The sequence below is a fragment of the Variovorax sp. J31P179 genome (assembly GCF_030316985.1).
Classification (GTDB): Bacteria; Pseudomonadota; Gammaproteobacteria; order Burkholderiales; family Burkholderiaceae_C; genus Variovorax; species Variovorax ginsengisoli_B.
Genome location: NZ_JASZYL010000002.1, coordinates 217391 through 240001, shown reverse-complemented (window position 1 = coordinate 240001; position 22611 = coordinate 217391). Strand labels below are relative to the sequence as shown.

The following is a 22611-nucleotide window of genomic DNA, read 5'->3' as shown; positions in this document are numbered from 1 at the left end:
CCCACCATGACCACCATTCAGCAAGCCGACCTGATCGAGTCGGTTTCCGCCGCGCTGCAATACATCAGCTACTACCACCCGGCCGACTACATCGCCCACCTGGCCCGCGCCTACGAGCGCGAGCAGAGCCCGGCGGCCAAGGATGCGATGGCGCAGATCCTGACCAACAGCAAGATGAGCGCGACCGGCCACCGGCCGATCTGCCAGGACACCGGCATCGTCAACGTCTTCCTCAAGGTGGGCATGGACGTGCGCTGGGGCGGTTTCACGGGCAGCCTCGACGACGCCATCAACGAAGGCGTGCGCCGCGGCTACAACCACCCGGACAACACGCTGCGCGCCTCGGTCGTGGCCGACCCGCAGTTCGACCGCAAGAACACCAAGGACAACACGCCGGCCGTGATCTTCACCGAGATCGTCCCCGGCAACACGGTCGAGGTCACGGTCGCGGCCAAGGGCGGCGGCAGCGAAAACAAGAGCAAGCTCGCGATGCTCAACCCCGGCGACAGCATCGTCGACTGGGTGCTCAAGACCGTGCCCACGATGGGCGCCGGCTGGTGCCCGCCCGGCATGCTGGGCATCGGCATCGGCGGCACCGCCGAGAAGGCCGCGCTGATGGCCAAGCAGAGCCTGATGGACGACCTCGACATGCACGAGCTGCAGGCCAAGAAGGCCTCCGGCGCCGAGCTGACCAAGGTCGAGGCGCTGCGCATCGAGCTGTACGAGAAGGTCAACGCGCTGGGCATCGGCGCCCAGGGCCTGGGCGGCCTCGCGACCGTGCTCGACGTCAAGATCCAGATGTACCCGACGCATGCCGCCAGCAAGCCGGTGGCGATGATCCCGAATTGCGCCGCCACCCGCCACGCCCACTTCGTGCTCGACGGCTCGGGCCCGGTCTACCTCGAGGCACCCTCGCTCGACCTCTGGCCGAAGATCGACTGGGCGCCCGACTACAACAAGAGCAAGCGGGTCGACCTCGACAAGCTCACGCCGGCCGAGGTCGCGAGCTGGAAGCCCGGCGAGACCCTGCTGCTCAACGGCAAGATGCTGACCGGCCGCGACGCCGCCCACAAGCGCATCTCGGACATGCTCGCCAAGGGCGAGAAGCTGCCGGTGGACTTCACCAACCGCGTGATCTACTACGTCGGCCCGGTCGACCCGGTCGGCAACGAAGCCGTGGGCCCGGCCGGCCCGACCACCGCCACGCGCATGGACGGCTTCACCGAGATGATGCTGGCCCAGACGGGCCTGATCGCGATGATCGGCAAGGCCGAGCGCGGCCCGGTCGCGATCGAGGCCATCAAGAAGCACCAGAGCGCCTACCTGATGGCGGTGGGCGGCGCCGCCTACCTCGTGAGCAAGGCGATCAAGACCGCCCGTGTGGTCGGCTTCGCCGACCTCGGCATGGAAGCCATCTACGAGTTCGACGTCGTCGACATGCCGGTGACGGTGGCGGTCGACGCCGGCGGCACCAGCGCCCACATCACGGGCCCGGCCGAATGGCAGAAGCGCATCGCCAGCGGCGAGTTCAAGACCATCACGCTGGAAGCGGCTTGAGCCTGGCGCACGTCGACGGTTCCTCGCGCGCCGATGATCCGATCGGCGTGTTCGACAGCGGTGTCGGGGGCCTGAGCGTCCTCAACGCGCTGCGCGAGGCGTTGCCGCACGAGCGCTTCGTCTACTTCGCCGACACCGGGCATGCCCCCTACGGCGAGCGCGGCGACGCCTTCGTCGCCGAACGCAGCGACACGGTCGCCCGCCAGCTCATCGAGGCGCATCGGATCAAGGCCCTGGTGGTCGCCTGCAACACCGCGACCGCGGCCGCCATCCACCGCCTGCGGGCCGGGCACCCGGCCCTGCCGATGGTCGGCGTCGAACCGGCATTGAAGCCTGCCGTGGCACTGAGCCGCACCGGGCGCATCGCGGTGCTGGCGACCCGGGTCACCGTCGAAAGCGGCAAGTTCCGGGCCCTGCATGACTCGCTGGCCGGACAGGCGACCTTCAGCATCGTGGCCTGCGACGGACTGGCCGGCGCGATCGAGCGCTCCGATGACGCCCGCATCTCGGCGCTCTGCGCGCAGTACCTGTCGGCCGCCGGGCGCTTCGGCAACGGCGCCGGCGAACTCGACACCCTGGTGCTGGGCTGCACCCACTACCCCTTCATCGCCGACGAACTGCGCCGCCACACGGGCGATGCGGTGCGCTTCATCGACACCGGCGCCCCCGTGGCGCAGCAGACCCGGCGGCTGCTCCAGCAGGCCGGCACCCTGCGCACCGAGGGCCGCGGCGAACTCCGGCTGCTTGGCAGCGGCGCCGCCGGGTCGCTGGACGCCGCCGCCGCCCGCTGGCTCACGGCGACCGCCTGATGCACCGCCTGCCCCGCATCCTGTTCGCCGCCTGGCTGCTGGCCGGCTCCGGCATCGCCGCCCACGCCGCCTGCGACACAGGGCTGGCCGAGCGCATGCACGCCAAGCTGCACCCCAAGCGCGCGCTCGACCACGAGCGCGCCGTGTGCGAGCCCTGGCGCGGCGTGCCGGGCCGTTTCATCGTCGTGCTGCCGCTCCCGCGCCCGTCGACCGAGCCGGGCACGACGCAGTTCGATCTCGACGTGCTGGTGGTGCAGCAAGCCGACAACGGCAACACCGAGCGCGCGAAGATCGTGAGCCGGCTGTTCGACGAAGACGTGCTGACCGAGGACGCCGTGCGCATCAGCGAGATCCGGGTCGACGGCGCCCGCTACGCGTTGGCGCCCGATGTTCGCGCCTTCGGCCTGCGCATCCTGCGCCAGGGCTCCTCGCGGGCCAATCCCTATTCGAACGAGAGCCTGGCGCTCTACGTGCCCCAGGGCCCGAAGCTCGCCAAGGTGCTCGACGGACTCGAACTCACGCTGGAACAAGGCGAGTGGGACACCAACTGCACCGGCAGCTTCGAGACCGTGCGCGGCAGCCTCTCCGTGGCCCGCAGCGGCACCGGCGGCTACGCCGACCTGGTGTTGCGCCAGGCGCGCTCCGAAAGCCGCTCGAGCCCGCTCGGCGACGAATGCGTGACCCAGGAGCAGCGGCAGACCTTCAAGTCGCGCCTGCTGCGCTACGACGGCACGCGCTACCGGCTGTCGAAGGGCGCCGCGGCCGACTGAGGCTCAGGCGCGCAGCGCCGCCTCTCGTCCGCGCCGCATGTCGATCGGCAGCAGCAGCAGCAGGCCGGCGACGAACAGCACCGTGGTCGAGAGGATCGCGATCCGCTGGTTGCCGCCGGTGGCCCAGGTGATCGCGCCGTAGCTCAACGGGCCGACGATGCTCGCCAGCCGGGTGGCGAAGGTCCAGAGGCCGAAGAACTCGGCCAGCTGCCGCGGCGGCGCCAGGATGCCGGTCATGGCGCGCCCGGCCGACTGGCTGGACCCCATCGCCAGCCCGGCGATCGTGGCGGCCCACCAGAAGCCGCCCTTGGTGCTGACGGAGGCCGCGATCAGGCACACCGCGATCCAGGCCACCAGCGTGCCCGCGAGCGAACGCCGATGGCCGATCCGGTCCTGCAGGTAGCCGAAGCCGAAGGCGCCGAGCGCGGCTGCGATGTTGAGCACGAAGATCAGCACCATCGTCTCGCTGGGCACGAAGCCGATCACCTGCTCGGCGTAGATCGCCGCCAGCGTGATCGCCACCGCGACGCCGCCCTGGTAGCAGACGGTGCAGGCCAGCAGCCACATGAAGTCGCGGTAGGCGCGGGCCTCGCGGAAGGTGTCGCGCAGCTGCTGCCAGGCGCCCTGCTCGGCGCCGCGCTGCTGCGGCAGGGCCCGCTCGGGCAGCAGCGCGAAGGTGACGCAGGCGGCCGCGCCATACAGCGCGGCCGTGATCAACATCGTGACCGGCACGAAATGCGAGGCCGGCAGGCCCCGGGCCTGGGACCAGAGCACGTAGGCCAGGCACAGGCCGAGGGCCAGCATGCCGCCGAGGTAGCCGAAGCCCCAACCCCAGCCGCTCACCTTGCCCATGCCGTCGGCCGTGGCCAGTTCCGGCAGGAAGGCGCCGGTGAGCGACTCGCCGTAGGAGTAGAAGGTGTTGGAGACGATCACCAGCGCCATCGCCAGCGCCACCGCGAAGGGCCCGACCAGGCGCGGCGTCAGCGCCAGCGCCGCGGTGCCGGCCACGCAGGCGACGGTCACGATGACCAGCACCCGCTTCTTGGCCGCGCGCAGGTCGGCCCAGGCGCCGATCGCCGGCATCGTCAGCATCACGATCGCATAGGAGATGCTGAGCGCCACGGTCCAGGCGAAGGCCCCCCAGGGCGCGCCCTTGGCGATGCCGCCGACGAAATAGGCGGCGAACACGGCGGTGATGACCACCGTGGTGTAGCCCGAATTGGCGAAGTCGTACATCGCCCATCCGAACACCTCGCGCTTGCGCACGCCGGGCTGGAGGGCGGACTGGGGAAACAGGGCCAAGCGAGACTCCGCGAAACGATGGTCGCAGAGCATAGCGGACCGGCGTGGCCGGCCCGTGACCCGAGGCGCTAGTGGGCTAGTGGGCTAGTGCAGGTGCCGCGGACGGCGGCCGCCGCCGTGGCCGCCGCTGCCGGCGCCCCCGGTGCCGCCGCGCGGGCGCTTGCCGATCTCGAGCGAATTGACCAGCGCGTCGAAGCGCTCGCCGAAGAGCTTGTCGATCTCGGCCACCACGCCGCCGAGTTCGGCACCGTCGAAGTGGCGCTCCATGAGGTTCACCACGTCTTCGACCAGCAGGTCGCGCTGCACCTGCATGATCGCGGCCGGGTTCGGGCCGACGAACAGCATCAGGAAGTCGTCGCGCGACTCTTCGTCGGGATCGCCCTCTTCCTCGTCGAAGTCGGTGTCGTAGAAGGTGACCTCGAGCGCGGCGCCCTGCTCGGACAGCTCGTTGAGCGCCATGCACATCTCGTCGAGCGCCTGGCGGAAGTCTTCGTCGCCGGCCACGGTCCAGCAGATCTGGAGCATGTGCTCCTTCTGCTCGAAGCGGATGCCCGGTTCTTCTTCGTAGACGCTGGTGGCGCCATCGGCCAGCGACTTGGCGCCGGCGTACTTCCAGAGCGGCGCGAGCGCTTCCTGGATCTGCTCGAAGCTCACGTCGGAACGCAGCGGCACGTCGCCGTGCACATGGATTTCGAACGGAGCGTTGTAGCGAGGCATGTCTTGCTCCCTTGTAGTGTGGTGGTGCCCGGAACCGGGGTCGAACCGGTATGCCCCTTATTCAGGAAGCGGCGGATTTTAAGTCCGATGTGTCTACCAATTTCACCATCCGGGCTTCCGGTCGAACGACGACGATACCGCAAACGAACACAGCCCCGGCAACGTGGGTTGGCGGGGCTGCACTTTGGGTACCGATGTCGGTGGAGGCGCGACCCGGAGTCGAACCGGGCTAGACGGATTTGCAATCCGTTGCATAACCGCTTTGCTATCGCGCCACGCTTTTTTCCAGTCTTGCCGCTCTGAACGCGTCGAACGCGCCGAAGCCGCGAGGGGCCAGCTTTTCGTGAGTCCAGCCTGCGAACCTGCCGCAGGGCTTTTTCTCCCGGAAAGCCTACGATTCTACAACACGCCAGACCCGCCTCGGGGACACTCTTGGCGAAACGGCTCCGGCCGCCGGAAGAGCCATGGCTCGTCGCCGCCATCAGGTCGCGCACGAGGTGATGTACGAGGCACCGGCGGAGTGTCGGGGTCGGGGGAGGCGAGCACCCGCCAGATTCAACGACTCGATCACGCCGATGAAGTCGGGAATACCCTTTAATTCAATTGGAAAAATTATTCCTTGATTTAAATCAAGAATTTCTGGTCGGGAAAATTCAGCAGCCCGTAAAGATCAAATGAATGGTTAGCATGACATCCGGGTCGTTGAAAAACCCGGAGCAGCGATCTGTCACAACCATTCATCCGGCGGCCTACATCAAGGAGTCAATATGCCTGTTCTTTTCACCCGCATCGGAATCCCCCATCCCGGCCAGCAAACGGAAGCCCTGAAATTCGCCAAAGCCCGCAAGGAAGCAGTCAACAAGCTCTACTCCCTGAATGCAGAAGTCTACGTCCGCTTTGGCGGCCCGGTGGGCCAGATCGTCATGGTGGAGAGCTTCGAAAGCCTGGCGGAAGTCGAAAAAATGAAGACCGCGGCGATCCGGGATTCCATCGACAACAAGATCCCGATGGCTCCGCCGGGCGTTTTTCAGACCGTTGAAGAGCACGCCTGGATGACAGTTTGACGCGATGCGATAGACAACCAGAACACTCGGTATTTTTTCGGCAGCTCGATATTTTTTGAGCTGCCGATTTTTTTACCAACAGGCAGAAGGGAGGCAAGAATGAAATCGAACAAGTCGAGGTGGCACGGCGTATTCACCCTATTTGCGATCGTCATCATCGCTTACATCGACAGAATCAATATTTCCATTCTCATCGCCGACAGGGACTTTCTTTCGCACATGGGATCGTGGCCTCCGATCGCGCAGCCCAGGGTCTCCTGGCGACCGCTTTCATGATCGGCTATGGTTCGGCAGCATTCTTCCTCACGCCGTTCTGCGAGGCCTTGTTCGGCGTGCGACGCAGCCTGATCTACGGCCTCCTGCTCTGGGGATCCGTCACTCTGGCAACGCCATTTTTCGACAGCTACGGCGCCCTCCTGCTGTCGCGAGTCTTCCTGGGGCTCAGTGAAGGACCCTTGTTCGCCTTGGCATCGTCATACATCAAGTCGTACTACGACGCCCAGGAAAACGGAAAACCGAACGCGATCCTGAACACAGGCACCGGCATTGGCCTGGCACTCGGCTATCCATTGATCAGCGCGCTGGTGGTCGGCATCCACTGGCAAGCCTCGTTCGTGGTGCTCGGCCTGGTCAACATCCTCATCGGCGTTCCCCTGGTATTGGCATTCATCCGCATGCCGGTCGCGCCGGATGGGGCGCCGGCCAAGCCCACTTTCACCCAGGCCTGCGCGAAGGTGCCCACCATGATCCATGGCGCGCTCCAGACCCGCAACATCCTGTTGATGGCCGCGATCGCCACCATGACGCTGGCCTATCTGTGGGGGAGCGGCAGCTGGCTGCCCTCCTACCTCAAGGAGGCGCGCGGGTTCTCGTTCAGCGAGATGGGACCGCTGGCATCCTTGCCGCAGTGGGCATCGGTCGTCTCGATCCTGCTGAGCGGCGTGTTGCTGGATCGCATCGAGCGGCGCAACGTGCCATTGCTGTTCAGCGCATCGGCGCTGCTGGTGGCGCTCTCGATCTATCTCGCCATCAACGCCGAGGACAGACTCGTGGCGGTCGGCTTTCTTACCGCGGCCAATTTCTTCTGGGGCCTGAGCTACCCCGGCGTCCTGGCGCTGATCCAGTACTTTTCCAAGCCCGAGTACACCGCAAGCTCCTGCGGCGTGGCCCTGGGCTGCGCAGGCCTGGTTTCGGGCCTGATGCCGCTCTTGATGGGATGGGCCATCGCCCTGGCGTCCGAAGGCGGCGACGCCAAGGCCGGATTCTTCGTCGGGTTCGCGCTATTGATCGGGACGCAAGTCGTGATCGTTGCGTGCAGCACGGTCATCTGGCTGCGCGAGCGCACGTTCTTCCAGGCAGCGGCCATCCGGGCTTGACGGGCCGAACGGGTCGACCGCTACACCCAAGCACGAGCCGCCTCACAGCAGTTTGTGCTTGCGCTTGCCAGCGGCGCCCTTCATGTTTTCGCTCGAACCATATTGGCAGAGCCGATCCACGCTGAAGATCGTGATCCTGCTGCCATCGAGTTCGATCAATCCCTGGTTGCAGAACTCCCGAAAGTACCGAGACAGTGTTTCGGGCTTCAAGTTCAACTGTGCGGCCATCAGGTGTTTGTGCAAGAACAATTGCACGTTTCGGTTCTCGATGCTCCGTGACGGGATGAGGCGCAACAGATAGGTCGCCAATCTCGCGGCAGGCGGCTGCAAAAGGAAGTCGTCAATGTCATCCACCATCAGATGCAGGCGGTAGGCCAGATTGGCCAGCATGCGCATGGCCAGTCGGCCATCGGATTGCAAAAGCTCGGTCACGACATCTTTGGGGACAAAGACGAGGCCTGAGTCCTCCACCGCGATGCCGGTGGTGTAGTGCGCCAATTCCTGCAGCATGGTGGCGTCGCCAAAGCTGTTTCCCATGCCGGCAATCTGGATCGGCTTCTCGAGGCCTTGGCTCGAAAACAGGGACAACCGGATGCGACCATAGGACACCAGATAGAACCCATCGCAAACGTCGCCCTTGCGATAGACGATGTCTCGCTTCAAGACGCGCATCACGCGCGCCGCCTTCGCGATCTTCTCGACCAGCGGGGCATCCAGGCCTTGAAAAAGCGGCAGATTCTCGATGAGACCGATGGTGTGCGCGAGCTTCATCGCCGGATACTCCTGTGAAGAGGCGAAGCTACGTAAAACACCTCGCACTATCCATAGGAGCAGTCTCGATTTCGCGAAGAAGCATCCGTTGGAGACGCTTCGTGCCGTGGCGGTGGGGAGACAGAGCCGTGGCCGCCTCGGGCTGGCGGCACACAAATGAAAAAAGAGGCCGAAGCCTCTTTTTTTGTTGACTCATGGCGCGCAGTGCATGCACCATGAAACTTGAATTGGAGCGGGAAAAGAGTCTCGAACTCTCGACCTCAACCTTGGCAAGGTTGCGCTCTACCAACTGAGCTATTCCCGCGTTTCGAGCCTCGAATTATATAGCATTTTTTCGGGGCTCCACAACTCCCGAAGCTCAGTGCTTCACCGATCCTTCGGCCGGCGCCGCCGCGCGCTGCTTGGCGAGCTCGGCCACCGCCGCCGCGGACGCTGCGACCTCTTCGTCGGACAGCGGCGTCGGCATCTTCTCGAGCGCGATCTCGAGCACCTTGTCGATCCACTTGACGGGCACGATCTCGAGGCCGTTCTTCACGTTCTCGGGAATGTCCTGCAGGTCCTTGGCGTTCTCCTCGGGGATCAGCACGGTCTTGATGCCGCCGCGCAGGGCGGCCAGCAGCTTTTCCTTCAGGCCGCCGATCGCAGTGACCTCGCCGCGCAAGGTGATCTCGCCGGTCATCGCGACGTCGCCGCGCACCGGAATGCCGGTCAGCGCCGACACGAAGGCGGTGGTCATCGCTGCACCCGCACTCGGGCCGTCCTTCGGCGTCGCGCCATCGGGCACGTGGATGTGGATGTCGCGCTTCTCGAACACCTCGTCCTTGATGCCGAGCCGGCGGGCACGGCTGCGCACCACGGTACGCGCCGCTTCCACCGATTCCTTCATCACGTCGCCCAGCGATCCGGTGCGGCTGATCACGCCCTTGCCGGGCATCGTCACCGCCTCGATCGTCAGCAGGTCGCCGCCGACCTCGGTCCAGGCCAGGCCGACCACCTGCCCCACCTGGTTCTGCTTCTCGGCCAGGCCGAAGCTGTACTTGCGCACGCCCAGGAAGTCGTTGAGGTTGGCGCCGGTGACCAGCACCTTGGGCTCCATCTTCTTGAGCAGCAGGCCCTTGACCACCTTGCGGCAGATCTTCGACAGCTCGCGCTCGAGCGAACGCACGCCAGCCTCGCGGGTGTAGTAGCGCACGATGTCGCGCACCGCTTCCTCGTTGATCAGCAGCTCGTCTTCCTTGACGCCGTTGTTCTTCATCTGCTTGGGCAGCAGGTACTTCAGCGCGATGTGGGTCTTCTCGTCCTCGGTGTAGCCCGCCAGGCGGATCACTTCCATCCGGTCCAGCAGCGCCGGCGGGATGTTCATCGAGTTCGAAGTGGCGACGAACATCACGTCGGAGAGGTCGAAGTCGACCTCGACGTAGTGGTCGCCGAAGGTGTGGTTCTGCTCCGGGTCGAGCACTTCGAGCAGCGCGCTCGACGGATCGCCGCGGAAGTCGGTGCCGAGCTTGTCGATCTCGTCGAGCAGGAACAGCGGGTTGCGGGTGCCGACCTTGTTGAGGCTCTGCAGCACCTTGCCCGGCAGGGCGCCGATGTAGGTGCGGCGATGGCCGCGGATCTCGGCCTCGTCACGCATGCCGCCCAGCGCCATGCGGGTGTACTTGCGGCCGGTCGCCTTGGCGATCGACTGCCCGAGCGAGGTCTTGCCGACCCCCGGAGGGCCGACCAGGCACAGGATCGGCGCCTTCACCTTGTCGACGCGCTGCTGCACCGCGAGATATTCCAGGATGCGGTCCTTGACCTTCTCCAGCCCGTAGTGGTCTTCGTTGAGCACCGCCTCGGCATTGGCGAGGTCGTGCTTGATCTTGGTCTTCTTGCTCCAGGGCAGGCCGATCAGCACGTCGATGTAGTTGCGCACCACCGTGGCCTCGGCCGACATCGGCGACATCAGCTTGAGCTTCTTGAGTTCGCTCTCGGCCTTCTTGAGCGCTTCCTTGGGCATCTTGGCGAGCTTGATCTTCTTCTCGATCTCCTCGATGTCCGCGCCCTCCTCGCCTTCGCCGAGCTCCTTCTGGATCGCCTTGACCTGCTCGTTGAGGTAGAAGTCGCGCTGGTTCTTCTCCATCTGGCGCTTCACGCGGCCACGGATCTTCTTGTCGACGTTGAGGATGTCGACTTCGCGCTCGAGCTGGCCGAACAGGTTCTCGAGCCGGGCCTTGATGTCGTCCAGGTCGAGCACCGCCTGCTTGTTGTCGAGCTTGAGCGGCAGGTGGGCGGCGATGGTGTCGGCCAGCCGGCCCGGATCGTCGATGCTCGAGATCGAGGTCAGGATCTCGGGCGGGATCTTCTTGTTGAGCTTCACGTACTGGTCGAACTGCTGCATCACCGCGCGGCGCAGCGCCTCGATCTCGGTGCCCTTCTGGGTCGCGGCCTCGGCCACTTCGACCGGGGTCACGTTGGCCGAGAAATGGGTCTCGCCGTCGTCGATGCGGTTCACGCGGGCGCGCTGCTGGCCCTCGACCAGCACTTTCACCGTGCCGTCGGGCAGCTTGAGCATTTGGAGGATGGTCGAGATGCAACCGACCTCGAACATGTCCTCGACCGAGGGCTCGTCCTTGGCGGCGGCCTTTTGCGCCACCAGCATGATGCGGCGCTCGGCCTCCATCGCCAGCTCGAGCGCCTTGATGCTCTTGGGCCGGCCGACGAACAGCGGGATGACCATGTGGGGGAACACGACCACGTCGCGCAGCGGCAGCAGCGGGAGGTCGAGCTCGGTGGCAGGCAGGGGGGTATGACCGGACATGGGAATCCTTTACTTGATCATGGAGAGATGGTTGGCCGCGCGCACTTTTCAAGTGCGCGGGCACGGTCTTCGTCGAAGACGCCGGACGCCTGGCCGAGAGCGGACGTCCGGAGCTGCATTCAGGCCTTCTTGGCCGCCTCGCGGTAGACCAGCAGCGGGGGCTTGTTCTCGTCGATTGTCGACTCTTCGACCACCACCTTGTCGACATTGGTCGCGTTCGGCAGCTCGAACATGGTGTCGATCAGCGACTGCTCGAGGATCGAGCGCAGGCCGCGGGCACCGGTCTTGCGAGCCAGCGCCTTGCGGGCGATCGCCTTCAGCGCCGCGGGACGGATCTCGAGGTCGACGCCCTCCATCTGCAGCAGCTTGGTGAACTGCTTGACGACCGCATTCTTGGGCTCGGTCAGGATCTGCACCAGCGCGTCCTCGCTGAGCTCGGCCAGCGACGCGACGACCGGCATCCGGCCGACCAGTTCCGGAATCAGGCCGAATTTGATCAGGTCCTCGGGCTCGACCTCGCGGAACACCTCGGTGAGGCTGCGCTGCTGCTTGCTCTTGACCGAGGCGCCGAAGCCGATGCCCGAGGCCTCGGTGCGGTTCTCGATGACTTTCTCGAGGCCGGCGAAGGCGCCGCCGCAGATGAACAGGATGTTGGTCGTGTCGATCTGCAGGAAGTCCTGGTTCGGGTGCTTGCGCCCGCCCTGCGGCGGCACGCTGGCCATGGTGCCTTCGATCAGCTTCAGCAGCGCCTGCTGCACGCCCTCGCCCGAAACGTCGCGGGTGATCGAGGGGTTGTCCGACTTGCGCGAGATCTTGTCGATCTCGTCGATGTAGACGATGCCGCGCTGGGCCCGCTCGACCTCGTAGTTGCAGCTCTGAAGCAGCTTCTGGATGATGTTCTCGACATCCTCGCCGACATAGCCGGCCTCGGTCAGCGTGGTGGCGTCGGCCATCACGAAGGGCACGTCGAGCATCCGCGCCAGGGTCTGGGCCAGCAGCGTCTTGCCCGAGCCGGTCGGCCCGATCAGCAGGATGTTGCTCTTGCTGAGCTCGACGTCGTCGCCCTTGGATTTCTCCTTGTGGCGCAGCCGCTTGTAGTGGTTGTAGACCGCCACCGCGAGCATCCGCTTGGCGGGCTCCTGGCCGATCACGTAGTTGTCGAGGTTGGCCTTGATCTCGAGCGGCGTCGGCAGGTCGTTGCGCGCCTCGCGCGACTCGTCACCCGCAGGCAGTTCGTCGCGGATGATCTCGTTGCACAGATCGATGCACTCGTCGCAGATGAAGACCGACGGACCGGCGATCAGCTTCTTGACCTCGTGCTGACTCTTCCCGCAGAACGAGCAGTAAAGCGTTTTTTCGCTGGAGGAGCCTTTTTTCTCGGCCATGGGCAGATGCCTCGTAACAGGGGTTTAACAATGATAGCGAAGATGAAAGCCCACAAGCCCGTCGGTGACCTGAAGAAAAACGGCGCTTTCCCCTATGGAAAACGCCGTTGTTGCTCGCGCGCCTCGGCGCGGGGGCTTTTTTTAGCTGCGCTTGGCGATGACCTGGTCGATCAGGCCGTATTCCTTGGACTCGTCGGCCGTCAGGAAGTAGTCGCGCTCGGTGTCGCGGGCGATCTTCTCGAACGACTGGCCGGTACGGTCGGCCAGGATGCGGTTCATCTGCTCGCGGGTCTTGAGGATGTCGCGGGCATGGATCTCGATGTCCGTCGCCTGGCCGCGGGCGCCGCCGAGGACCTGGTGGATCATGATCTTGGAGTTGGGCAGCGAAAAACGCTTGCCCTTCTCGCCGGCCGCCAGCAGGAAGGCGCCCATGCTGGCCGCGAAGCCGATGCACAGGGTCGAGACGTCCGGCTTGATGAACTGCATGGTGTCGTAGATCGCCATGCCGGCGCTGACGCTGCCGCCCGGGGAGTTGATGTAGAACGAGATGTCCTTGTCAGGGTTCTCGCTCTCGAGGAACAGCAGCTGCGCCACCACCAGGTTGGCGGTCTGGTCGTTGACTTCCCCGACCAGGAAGATCACGCGCTCCTTGAGCAGGCGCGAATAGATGTCGTAGGAACGCTCGCCGCGGCCCGATTGCTCGATGACCATCGGAACCATGCCGAGGCCTTGAATGTCCTGTGCGCTCATGTGTGCTCTCCAGAGGGGTTTTATTCGGTACCCAGACGACATGGGGCCCGTGCCGAAAAGCACAAGCCCCAGGGCGCGGCGGCGGGCAGGATCAACCCTGCTGGGCCATCAGTTCGTCGAAGGACACCGACTTGGCATTGACCTTGGCCTTGCCGAGCACGAAGTCCGTGACGTTGTTCTCGATGACCACCGCTTCGACTTCGGCCAGGCGGCGGTTGTCGCTGAAGTACCAGCGCACCACGTCGGCCGGCTTCTCGTAGCTGGCGGCCAGCTCGTCGATGTGGGCCTTGATCTGCTCGGGCTTGGCCTGGAGGTTGTTGGCGCGAACCAGTTCGGCCACCACCAGGCCCAGGCGCACGCGGCGTTCGGCTTGCGGGCGGAACACGTCGTCGGGGATCGGCGCCTTGTCGGCGTCCTTGATGCCGCGCTGCTTGAGCTCGGCGCGGGCGCCTTCGACCATGCGGTCGACTTCGGCCTGCACGCTGGAGTTCGGCAGGTCGAGTTCGGCGTTGGCGATCAGGGCGTCCATGACGGCGTTCTTGTTGCGCGCCAGCAGGCGGAACTTGACCTCGCGCTCGAGGTTGCGCTTGATGTCGGCGCGCAGGCCCTCGACCGTGGCGTCGGCGATGCCGAGCGACTTGGCCAGCTGTTCGTTGACTTCGGGCAGGTGCGAGGCTTCGATCTTCTTCACGGTGACCATGAAGTCGGCCTGCTTGCCGGCCACGTCCTTGCCGTGGTAGTCGGCCGGGAACGAGAGCGGGAAGGTGCGGCTGTCGCCGGACTTGAGGCCGCGCACCGCGTCTTCGAATTCCTTCAGCATCTGGCCTTCGCCGACGATGAACTGGAAGTCCTCGGCCTTGCCGCCCTGGAAGGTCTCGCCGTCGATCTTGCCTTCGAAGTCGACCGTCACGCGGTCGCCATCGGCCACCGTGGCGTCCTGCGCGCGCTGGGCGAAGGTGCGGCGCTGCTTGCGCAGGATGTCGAGGGTCTTGTCGATCGCTTCGTCGCCCACTTCGGCGTCGAGTTTCTCGACTTCGGCGCCCGACAGGTCGTTGATCTTGACGTCGGGGAAGACTTCGAACACCGCGTCGAAGGCGAGCTGGCCTTCGGGCGACTCTTCTTTTTCGGTGATGCGCGGCTGGCCGGCGACGCGCAGCTTGGCTTCGTTGGCGGCCTGCGAGAAGGCCTCGCCGACCTTGTCGTTCATGACTTCGTAGTGGACCGAATAGCCGTAACGCTGGGCGACGACGTTCATCGGCACCTTGCCGGGACGGAAACCGTCCATCTTGACGGTGCGGGCCAGCTTCTTGAGGCGCGAATCGACCTCGGACTGGATGGTGCCGACCGGCAAGGTCAGCGTGATCTTGCGTTCGAGCTTCTCGAGGGTTTCAACGTTCACGGTCATTTCAGTCTTCCTTTTGAGGGGTCTTTTTTGCTGGTGCGCGGGGCCGGACTCGAACCGGCACGTTCTTGCGAACGTCAGGACCTAAACCTGGTGCGTCTACCAATTTCGCCACCCGCGCAATTCCAGTTTTTCAGGTGAATACCGAGAAAGGCTCAGCTCAGACGTGCCGCGCTTCCGGTAAATGGCGGCGGGTGGGCTTGCGCGCCACCCGCCTGAAATCGGTCAACCGCGTATTTTAAACGCTAACCGGAGCGATTCCTGACGCCACCGGCGTCTCGCGCTTGACGCGGAAGCAGGCTGCGTACATCGCCGGCAACGCCAGCAGCGTCAGCACGGTGGCGACGATCAGGCCGCCCATGATCGCGACCGCCATCGGGCCCCAGAACACGCTGCGCGACAGCGGGATCATGGCCAGCACCGCCGCCGCGGCGGTCAGCACGATCGGCCGCAGCCGCCGCACCGCCGATTCGACGATCGCGTCCCAGGCCGGCACGCCGGCGGCGCGGTCGCTCTCGATCTGGTCGATCAGGATCACCGCATTGCGCTGGATCATGCCCATCAGCGCGATCACGCCCAGCAGCGCCACGAAGCCGAAGGGCCGGTTCAGGGCCAGCAGCGCGCCGGCCACGCCGACGATGCCGAGCGGCCCGGTGATGAACACCAGCAGCGAGCGGCTGAAGCTGTGCAGCTGCAGCATCAGCAGGGTGAACACCAGGAACAGCATGATCGGCACGCCGGCGACGATCGAAGCCGAGCCCTTGCTGCTCTCCTCGACCGCGCCCGCGACGTCGATGCGGTAGGCGCCCTGGCCGTCGGCGGCCCATTTCGCCTCCAGCGCGCGCAGCTGGGGCAGCAATTCGTTGGTGACGGTCGCGCCCTGCATGCCTTCGACGATGTCGCCCTGGACGGTGATCGCGTAGTCGCGGTTCCAGCGCCACATCACGCCCGGCTCCCAGCTGAACACCGGCTTGGCGATCTGGGTCAGCGGGATCGAGCGGCCCGAACTGGTCGGCAGGTAGGCGTTGCCGATGTCCGAGATCGCCTCGCGCTCGTCCGGCGACTGGCGCAGCACGATGTCGATCAGCAGGTCGTTCTCGCGGAACTGGCCGACCGTGGTGCCGCTGAACATGGTGCGCGACGCCTGCGCGATCGCTTGGCTGGTGACGCCGAGCGCGCGCGCCTTGTCCTGGTCGACCTCGAGGCGGATCACCTTGACCGATTCGTTCCAGTTGTCGTTGACGCCGCGCATGTGGGCGTTCTCGCGCATCACGGCCTTGACCTCGTCGGCCCGCACCCGCAGCTGGGCCGGGTCGGCGCCGACGACGCGGAACTGCACCGGATAGGGCACCGGCGGGCCGTTGGGCAGCAGCTTGACGCGGCCGCGGGCCTCGGGAAACTCCTGCGCCAGCACCGCCGGCAGCTTGAGCCGCAGCTTCTCGCGCCAATGCAGGTCCTTGGACAACAGCAGCAGCTGCGACACGTTGGTCTGCTGGAACACCTGGTCGAGCGGCAGGTAGAAGCGCGGCACGCCCGAGCCGATCCAGCTGGTGACGGTGTCGACGCCCTCCTCTTCCTTCATCCGCTGCTCGACCCGCTTGACCACTTCCTCGTTGGCGGCGAACGACGTGCCCTCGGGGAACCAGAGCTCGACCAGGATCTCGGGCCGGCTGGAATCGGGGAAGAACTGCTGCTGGACCTTGCCCATGCCGACGATGCCCAGCGCGAACATGAGCACGGTGGCGCCGATGGTGAGCCAGCGGTGCTCGACGCACCAGTTCACCGACTTGCGGAAGGCGTTGTAGAACGGCGTGTCGAACAGCTCGTGCGGCGGCGCGTCGGGGTCGTGCGGCTTGACCTTGAGCAGCAAGGTGCCCAGGTAGGGCACGAAATACACCGAGACGAACCAGCTCAGGACCAGCGCGATCACGGTGACCGCGAAGATCGCGAAGGTGTATTCGCCGGTGACCGATTTCGCCAGGCCGATCGGCAGGAAGCCGGCCGCGGTGATCAGCGTGCCGGTCAGCATCGGCTTGGCCGTGACGTCGTAGGCGAAGGTGGCGGCGCGGACCTTGTCGTAGCCCTCCTCCATCTTGCGCACCATCATCTCGACCGCGATGATCGCGTCGTCGACCAAGAGGCCGAGCGCGATGATCAGCGAGCCCAGCGATATCTTGTGCAGCCCGATGCCGAAGTAATTCATCGCCAGGAAGGTGACGGCCAGCACCAGCGGGATCGTGATCGCCACCACCAGCCCGGGCCGGATGTCGATATACCAGCCGAAGCGCCCGCCCTTGTGCAGGCCGAGGGCGACGAAGCTCACCGCCAGCACGATCGCCACCGCCTCGATCAGCACGTGCACGAATTCGTTGACCGAGCGCGACACCGACACCGGCTGGTCCTGCACCTGCACCAGCTTGACGCCCAGCGGCAGCCGCTTGTCGATCTCCGCGGTGGCGCCGCGCAGCGCCTTGCCGAGCGCGATGATGTCGCCGCCCTTGGCCATCGAGACGCCGAGCGCGATCACCTCGCGGCCCTCGTGGCGCACCTTGATCGCCGGCGGGTCGATGTAGCCGCGGTGGATCTCGGCGATGTCGCCCAGCCGCAGGTGGTTGCCGGAGCTGCCGCGGATCGGCATCGCGCGCAGCTGGTCGACGCTGGTGAACTGGCCCGCCACCCGGACCTGCACCACGTCCTGCGGCGCCTGGATCGTGCCGGCGCTCTCGACCGCGTTCTGCGACCCGATCTGGGCCAGCACCGCATTGAAATCCAGGCCCAGCTGGGCGATGCGCTTCTGCGAGACCTCGATGAAGATCTTCTCGTCCTGGACGCCGAACTGCTCGACCTTGGCCACGTCCTTGACCCGCAGCAGCCGCTGGCGCACGTCGTCGGCGAAGGTCTTGAGCTCGGCATAGCTGAAGCCGTCGCTCTCGAGCGCGTAGATCACGCCGTAGACATCGCCGAAATCGTCGTTGAAAAACGGGCCCTGGACGCCCGCGGGCAGCGTCTGGCGCATGTCGGAAATCTTCTTGCGCACCGTGTACCAGACGTTGGCGACGTCGCCGGCCTTCGACGAATCTTTGATCTCGAAGATGATCTGCGACTCGCCGGGCTTGGAATAGCTGCGGATCTTGTCGGCGTAGGGCGCCTCCTGCAGCGTGCGTTCGAGCTTGTCGGTGACCTGCTCGGCGACCTGCTGCGCGGTGGCGCCGGGCCAGTAGGTGCGCACCACCATCGCCCGGAAGGTGAACGGCGGGTCTTCGTCCTGGCCGAGCTGGAAATAGGACGCGAAGCCCAGCAGCATCAGCACCAGCATCAGGTAGCGGGTGAGGGCCGCGTGCTCGAGGGCCCACTTCGAAAGGTTGAAACCGGCCTTGCCGGTGTCGGCGTTCTGCTGCGCGCTCATCGCGGTGCCCTCAACGCACCGCCACCGGCGCCGCCGCGGACTTGTCGCGGTAGATCGACACCTTCTGCCCCGGCGACAGCACGTGCACGCCGGCCGCCACCACCAGCATGCCGGGCGCCAGGCCGGAGGCGATGACCGCCTCGTTGCCGTCGGCGGTCGCCACCTGCACCGGCTGCGAGCGCACCGTCAGGCTGGCCGGATCGAGCACCCAGACGGCGCTGCCGCTGCCCTCCTGGCGCAGGGCGCTGGTCGGCAGCTTGAGCACCGGCGTGCCGCTGTGCGACAGGGCCTTGGGCCGCGCGTAGACGGTGGCGCCGAGCGCCGGCGCCGTGGCGGCATCGATCGCCACCTTGACGGAATAGGTGCGGGTGACGGCATCGGCGCTGGCCGCGACCTCGCGCACCTTGCCCTCGAGTTCGCCGCCGCCGGACCAGCCGCGCACCGCCACCGGCGAGCCCGGCTTGACCAGCGCCGCGCGGTCCTCGGGCACCGCGAAGACCACGTCGCGGGCGCCGTCCTGGGCGATCCGCACCACCGGCGCACCGGCCGCGACCACCTGGCCGGGCTCGGCCTCGATCGCCGTCACGATGCCGGGCACGTCGGCCACCAGCGAGGTGTAGCTGGTCTGGTTGCCCTGCGCCGACAGCTGCGCCTGCGCCTGCTCGAGCTGCGCCTGGGCGGCCTTGTAGGTGCTTTCCCGGCGCTCGAGATCGGCACCGCTGATGAAGTTCTGCTCGCGCAGTTCGCGATAGCGCTTCAGGTCGGCCAGCGAGAGGTCGCGGTTGGTCAGGGCCGCGGCATGCGCGGCGCGCGCACCTTCGGCGGCCAGCCGGAAGTCCTGCGGATCGAGCTGGGCCAGCACCTGGCCGGCCTGGACGTGCTGGCCCAGTTCAGCCTGGCGCCGGGCGATCTTGCCGGCAACCCGGAAGCCGAGCCGCGACTCGACCCGGGCCTTCACCTCGGCCGAGAACTCGGGCTCGGTGTCGTAGGCGCTGGTCCCGACCTGGACCACCTTGACCGCACGCAAGGGTTCCTCGGCCGCCGGCGGGCGCGAGCAGCCGGCCAGCGCGAGCACGGCCAGCAACAGCCAGGCGCGGCCAGGAAATAGGTTGGAGGTCGACGCGGTCATGGAGCACCCTTGAGATTGCGGATGGGGTCATTAATGACCCGCCGGTTAGTAATCTAGGGTAAACGCGAATCGGTGTCAAACGGAATCGGGGGGCGCCGTCGCTCCGAAGCACGCCGTGCTTCAGGCGCCCCCGACCCTCTGTCGGTGTACGTCGCGCCAATTCCCGATCCTGACCACGCGAAGCCGTCAAGATCGGCCTGGTTCTCTCCGGCCGAGTCGAAAGCTCAATCCCCCAGACCAAATTGCTTCATCACGTCGGCCAGCGGGGTCGCGGCCGATTGGCCAGACCGGATCGCCTCGAGTTCGCGCTCTGCCAAGTACAAGTCTTCCAGGCTTTCCAGGTGGTCGACGACAGCTTCAGTGACGTGGGAAGTCTTGCTGCGCCCCGTTAGCAGCGCCAGATTCGTGAGACGCGCTTCCACGTCCGCAGGCAAGCGAATGGAAATCGGCATGGAGAGTCCCTGTTGCAATACAAGTATTTGATTCCAGCAAGTCTCCGCTATCCCCGCTGCCCCATCTCCACCAACCGGTTCCCCGGCAGCTCGAAATAGTCGGAAGCCCGGCCCGCGTTGCGCTGCAGCCAGCGGAACAGGGCCCGGCGCAAGGGGTTCATGCCAGGCAGGTGGGCATCGACGACGGAGGCCCGCGAGACGAAGTACGAGGTCGTCATCGAGTCGCAGGCCAGGCCCCTCTGGTAGGCCAGGATGCGGATGAACTCGGGCACGTCGGGGCGTTCCATGTAGCCGTGGCGGGCGGTGACGACCCAGACGCCGCTGCCGAGCGACGCGGCCTCGATCCGCTCGCGGGCGTCGACCCGCGGCGTATTGCAGGGCAGTACCCGCAGCACGATCGCCTGTTCGTGCAGCACCTGGTTGTGCTTGAGGTTGTGCAGCAGCGCGTGCGGGACCGAATCGGCATCGGCATTGAGGAACACCGCCGTGCCGCGGACCCTGTAGGGCATGTGGGCCTCCAGCGAGCGCACGAAGGGCTCGAGCGGCAGCCGCTCGGCCTCCGCCGCGGCCAGCCCGAGCCGGCGGCCCTTGCCCCAGGTCGTGAACAGCAGCATCACACCCACCGCCACGGCCAGCGTGAGCCAGCCGCCCTGCAGGATCTTCAGGCTGTTGGCGGTCACGAAGGTGACGTCGACCAGGGCGAAAAGCAGCACCCCGGCCAGCACCGCCAGCCGGTTCCAGCGCCACAGGCGCCAGGCCACCACCCCGGTCAGCAGCGTGGTTGTCACCATCGTGATCGACACCGCGATCCCGTAGGCGGCCGACAGCGCGCTCGAACTGCGAAAGCCGATCACCAGCAGCAGCACGCCCACCATCAGCAGCCAGTTGATGGTCGGCACGTAGATCTGACCGATGGAGTGCCCGCTGGTCTGGACGACCTGCATGCGCGGCAGGTAGCCCATGCGCATGGCCTGCGCCGTGATCGAGAAGGCGCCGGAAATCACCGCCTGCGAGGCGATCACGGTGGCCATGGCGGCCAGCACCACCATCGGCAGCACGCCCCAGGACGGGAAGAGGCGGAAGAACGGGTTGTCGATGGCGGCCGGATTGCCCAGCACCAGCGCACCCTGGCCGAAATAGTTCAGGGCCAGCGCGGGCAAGGCGATGAACAGCCAGGCCAGCCGGATCGGCCGGGCGCCGAAATGCCCCATGTCGGCATAGAGCGCCTCGCCGCCGGTAAAGGCCAGGAACACCGCGCCCAGCACCGCCAGCGACTGGGCCCGGTGGTGCAGCAGGAAGCCGATTGCATGCCGCGGGTCGAGCGCCGCCAACACCTGCGGCTGCTGCAGCACCTGCCACAGGCCCGACAGCCCGATCAGGACGAACCACAGCAGCATCACCGGCCCGAAGATGTTGCCGACCACCCCGGTGCCCTTGCGCTGGACCGCGAAGAAGGCGATCAGGATCGAGACCGTGATCGGGATCACGAAGGGCTGCAGCCCCGGCGCTTCGACTTCGAGGCCCTCGACCGCCGACAGGACCGAGATGGCGGGCGTGATCAGGCTGTCGCCATAGAAGGTGGCGGCACCCACCAGGCCCAGCCAGCCGACGCCCTGAACGAGCCAGCGTCCGGCCGGAGGCTTCGACACCGCGCCCGCGGCCAGCGCCTGCAGCGCCAGGATGCCGCCTTCGCCGTCGTGGTCGGCGCGCAGCACGAACACAACGTACTTCAGCGTCACGACGAACATCAGCCCCCAGAAGATCAGCGACAGGAGCCCGAGGACCGAGTCGGGCGTGAACGGCACGCCGTGTTCCGGGTTCAGCGTCTCCTTGAAGGCATACAGCGGCGAGGTCCCGATGTCGCCGAAGACCACGCCGAGCGCGGCGACCATGACGAGCGGCAGCCGCGGCCGATGCAGTGCAGGGTGAGAAAGATTCGTCTGCGGCGTCGAGGTGGGCATGGTGGGTGGTCCGTGGCGGCTCCGATCGTAGCGTGCGGGACAATCGACTGCGTGTCATCCCTCTCCCCTCCCCCGCTCGCAGCCGCGCCCACGCACTACGAGAACTTCCCCGTCGCCTCGTGGCTGTGCCCGCCGCGGCTTCGCCCGCCGATCGCGGCCATCTACGCTTTCGCCCGAACCGCGGACGACATCGCCGACGAAGGCGATGCCGGTCCGGCCGAACGGCTGGAGGCCCTGCGCGACTTCCGTGCCGACCTCGCCGCCGCCGCAGGAGGCAGGGCGCCCGCCAGCCGCTGGCCCGAGGTGTTCGGGCCGCTGGCCTTTTCGATGCGCGAATTCGCGCTGCCCGAGAAGCTGTTGGCGGATCTGCTGTCGGCCTTCGTGCAGGACATCGAGAAAACCCGCGATCGCGCCGGCTATGCCGACCGCGCAGAGCTGCTGGACTACTGCCGCCGCTCGGCCAACCCGATCGGGCGCCTGCTGCTGCACCTGTACGGCGTCACCGACGCGCGCTCGCTGGCGCAGAGCGACGCCGTCTGCAGCGCGCTGCAGCTGATCAACTTCTGGCAGGACCTGAGCGTCGACCTGCCGCGCGGGCGCCGCTACCTGCCGCGCGAGGACTGTCGCGTACATGGCCTCGCCGAAGGCGATTTCGACCGCTTCGCGCCGCTGGCGACCACCGCGCCGCCGTCCGCCGCCATTGCGCTGGTGGCGAGCGAAGTGGCGTGGGCCCGCGGGCTGATGCAGGAAGGCGCACCGCTGGTGCACCGTCTGCCCGGGCGTGCCGGCTGGGAACTGCGCTTCGTGGTCCAGGGCGGCAGCCGGATCCTCGACAAGATCGAGGCCCAGGGCTGCGACAGCTTCTCGGCCCGCCCGACCCTCGGGCGCGGCGATGCGGCGCTGCTGGCCTGGCGGGCCATGCGGATGCGGAGACAATCGGCCGCATGAAGAGTCCCGCAC

The 22611-nt window shown here is 66.3% G+C and carries 17 protein-coding genes and 4 tRNA genes; 6 read left to right on the top strand and 15 right to left on the bottom strand.

Features of this window, described 5'->3' with window-relative positions:
- Positions 1-6 precede the first annotated feature (6 nt).
- Genes QTI17_RS05465 through QTI17_RS05455 form a run of 3 tightly spaced genes read left to right on the top strand, consistent with a single transcriptional unit; the run spans position 7 to position 3136 of the window.
- A complete protein-coding gene (locus tag QTI17_RS05465) occupies positions 7-1557 on the top strand; it encodes a fumarate hydratase (protein ID WP_286522458.1) in 1551 nt (516 codons plus the stop codon).
- On the top strand, positions 1554-2366 hold the full coding sequence (murI, locus tag QTI17_RS05460; protein ID WP_286531631.1) for a glutamate racemase: 813 nt from the start codon (positions 1554-1556) through the stop codon (positions 2364-2366). Before QTI17_RS05465 ends, murI begins: the two co-directional genes overlap by 4 nt.
- Positions 2366-3136 carry a PA3715 family protein gene (locus QTI17_RS05455; protein WP_286531630.1) on the top strand — a complete coding sequence of 257 codons (771 nt, stop codon included), beginning with the start codon at positions 2366-2368 and terminating at the stop codon, positions 3134-3136. Before murI ends, QTI17_RS05455 begins: the two co-directional genes overlap by 1 nt.
- Positions 3137-3139: 3 nt before the next feature.
- Here the strand turns inward: QTI17_RS05455 and QTI17_RS05450 are convergent, their stop codons facing one another.
- The 4 genes from QTI17_RS05450 to QTI17_RS05435 form a co-directional block, all read right to left on the bottom strand.
- Positions 3140-4438 carry an MFS transporter gene (locus tag QTI17_RS05450; protein ID WP_286531629.1) on the bottom strand — a complete coding sequence of 433 codons (1299 nt, stop codon included), beginning with the start codon at positions 4436-4438 and terminating at the stop codon, positions 3140-3142.
- Between the two features lie 84 nt (positions 4439-4522).
- Positions 4523-5155, bottom strand: a complete 633-nt coding sequence (locus QTI17_RS05445; RefSeq protein WP_286504213.1) for a DUF6806 family protein — start codon at positions 5153-5155, stop codon at positions 4523-4525.
- 22 nt (positions 5156-5177) lie between these two features.
- A tRNA-Leu gene (locus tag QTI17_RS05440) sits at positions 5178-5270 on the bottom strand.
- An 86-nt stretch (positions 5271-5356) separates the two neighbouring features.
- Positions 5357-5430, bottom strand: a tRNA-Cys gene (locus QTI17_RS05435).
- A 492-nt stretch (positions 5431-5922) separates the two neighbouring features.
- On the opposite strand from QTI17_RS05435, the gene QTI17_RS05430 reads away from it, so the two are divergent.
- Complete coding sequence (locus QTI17_RS05430; RefSeq protein WP_286531628.1) at positions 5923-6219, top strand: hypothetical protein; 297 nt, start codon at positions 5923-5925, stop codon at positions 6217-6219.
- Positions 6220-6338: 119 nt separating this feature from the next.
- On the top strand, positions 6339-7595 hold the full coding sequence (locus QTI17_RS05425; protein ID WP_353506692.1) for an MFS transporter: 1257 nt from the start codon (positions 6339-6341) through the stop codon (positions 7593-7595).
- A 42-nt stretch (positions 7596-7637) separates the two neighbouring features.
- Here the strand turns inward: QTI17_RS05425 and QTI17_RS05420 are convergent, their stop codons facing one another.
- The 11 genes from QTI17_RS05420 to QTI17_RS05370 all read right to left on the bottom strand — a co-directional run bounded on the left by QTI17_RS05420 (position 7638) and on the right by QTI17_RS05370 (position 21651).
- Positions 7638-8366, bottom strand: coding sequence for a Crp/Fnr family transcriptional regulator (locus QTI17_RS05420; RefSeq protein WP_286531627.1), 729 nt, complete (start codon positions 8364-8366; stop codon positions 7638-7640).
- 228 nt (positions 8367-8594) lie between these two features.
- A tRNA-Gly gene (locus QTI17_RS05415) sits at positions 8595-8670 on the bottom strand.
- A gap of 54 nt (positions 8671-8724) precedes the next feature.
- Entirely contained in the window at positions 8725-11166 is a 2442-nt protein-coding gene (lon, locus tag QTI17_RS05410) for an endopeptidase La (protein WP_286504212.1), read from the bottom strand.
- Between the two features lie 119 nt (positions 11167-11285).
- On the bottom strand, positions 11286-12551 hold the full coding sequence (gene clpX / locus QTI17_RS05405; protein ID WP_286531626.1) for an ATP-dependent Clp protease ATP-binding subunit ClpX: 1266 nt from the start codon (positions 12549-12551) through the stop codon (positions 11286-11288).
- A gap of 141 nt (positions 12552-12692) precedes the next feature.
- On the bottom strand, positions 12693-13301 hold the full coding sequence (gene clpP / locus QTI17_RS05400; RefSeq protein ID WP_286504210.1) for an ATP-dependent Clp endopeptidase proteolytic subunit ClpP: 609 nt from the start codon (positions 13299-13301) through the stop codon (positions 12693-12695).
- A gap of 91 nt (positions 13302-13392) precedes the next feature.
- Positions 13393-14706, bottom strand: coding sequence for a trigger factor (gene tig / locus QTI17_RS05395; RefSeq protein ID WP_286531625.1), 1314 nt, complete (start codon positions 14704-14706; stop codon positions 13393-13395).
- Positions 14707-14737: 31 nt separating this feature from the next.
- Positions 14738-14824: transfer RNA gene (locus tag QTI17_RS05390), tRNA-Leu, on the bottom strand.
- A gap of 117 nt (positions 14825-14941) precedes the next feature.
- Positions 14942-18109, bottom strand: a complete 3168-nt coding sequence (locus QTI17_RS05385) for an efflux RND transporter permease subunit (protein ID WP_286531624.1) — start codon at positions 18107-18109, stop codon at positions 14942-14944.
- Positions 18110-18119: 10 nt separating this feature from the next.
- A complete protein-coding gene (locus QTI17_RS05380; RefSeq protein ID WP_286531623.1) occupies positions 18120-19238 on the bottom strand; it encodes an efflux RND transporter periplasmic adaptor subunit in 1119 nt (372 codons plus the stop codon).
- Between the two features lie 224 nt (positions 19239-19462).
- Positions 19463-19690 (bottom strand): type II toxin-antitoxin system RelB family antitoxin, encoded by a 228-nt coding sequence (gene relB, locus QTI17_RS05375; protein ID WP_286531622.1) that lies wholly within the window; start codon positions 19688-19690, stop codon positions 19463-19465.
- A 47-nt stretch (positions 19691-19737) separates the two neighbouring features.
- On the bottom strand, positions 19738-21651 hold the full coding sequence (locus QTI17_RS05370) for a potassium transporter Kup (RefSeq protein WP_478139642.1): 1914 nt from the start codon (positions 21649-21651) through the stop codon (positions 19738-19740).
- Positions 21652-21702: 51 nt separating this feature from the next.
- Here QTI17_RS05370 and hpnC point away from each other — a divergent pair, with 51 nt between their 5' ends.
- Positions 21703-22599 (top strand): squalene synthase HpnC, encoded by an 897-nt coding sequence (gene hpnC, locus QTI17_RS05365; protein WP_286531621.1) that lies wholly within the window; start codon positions 21703-21705, stop codon positions 22597-22599.
- Positions 22600-22611 lie beyond the last annotated feature (12 nt).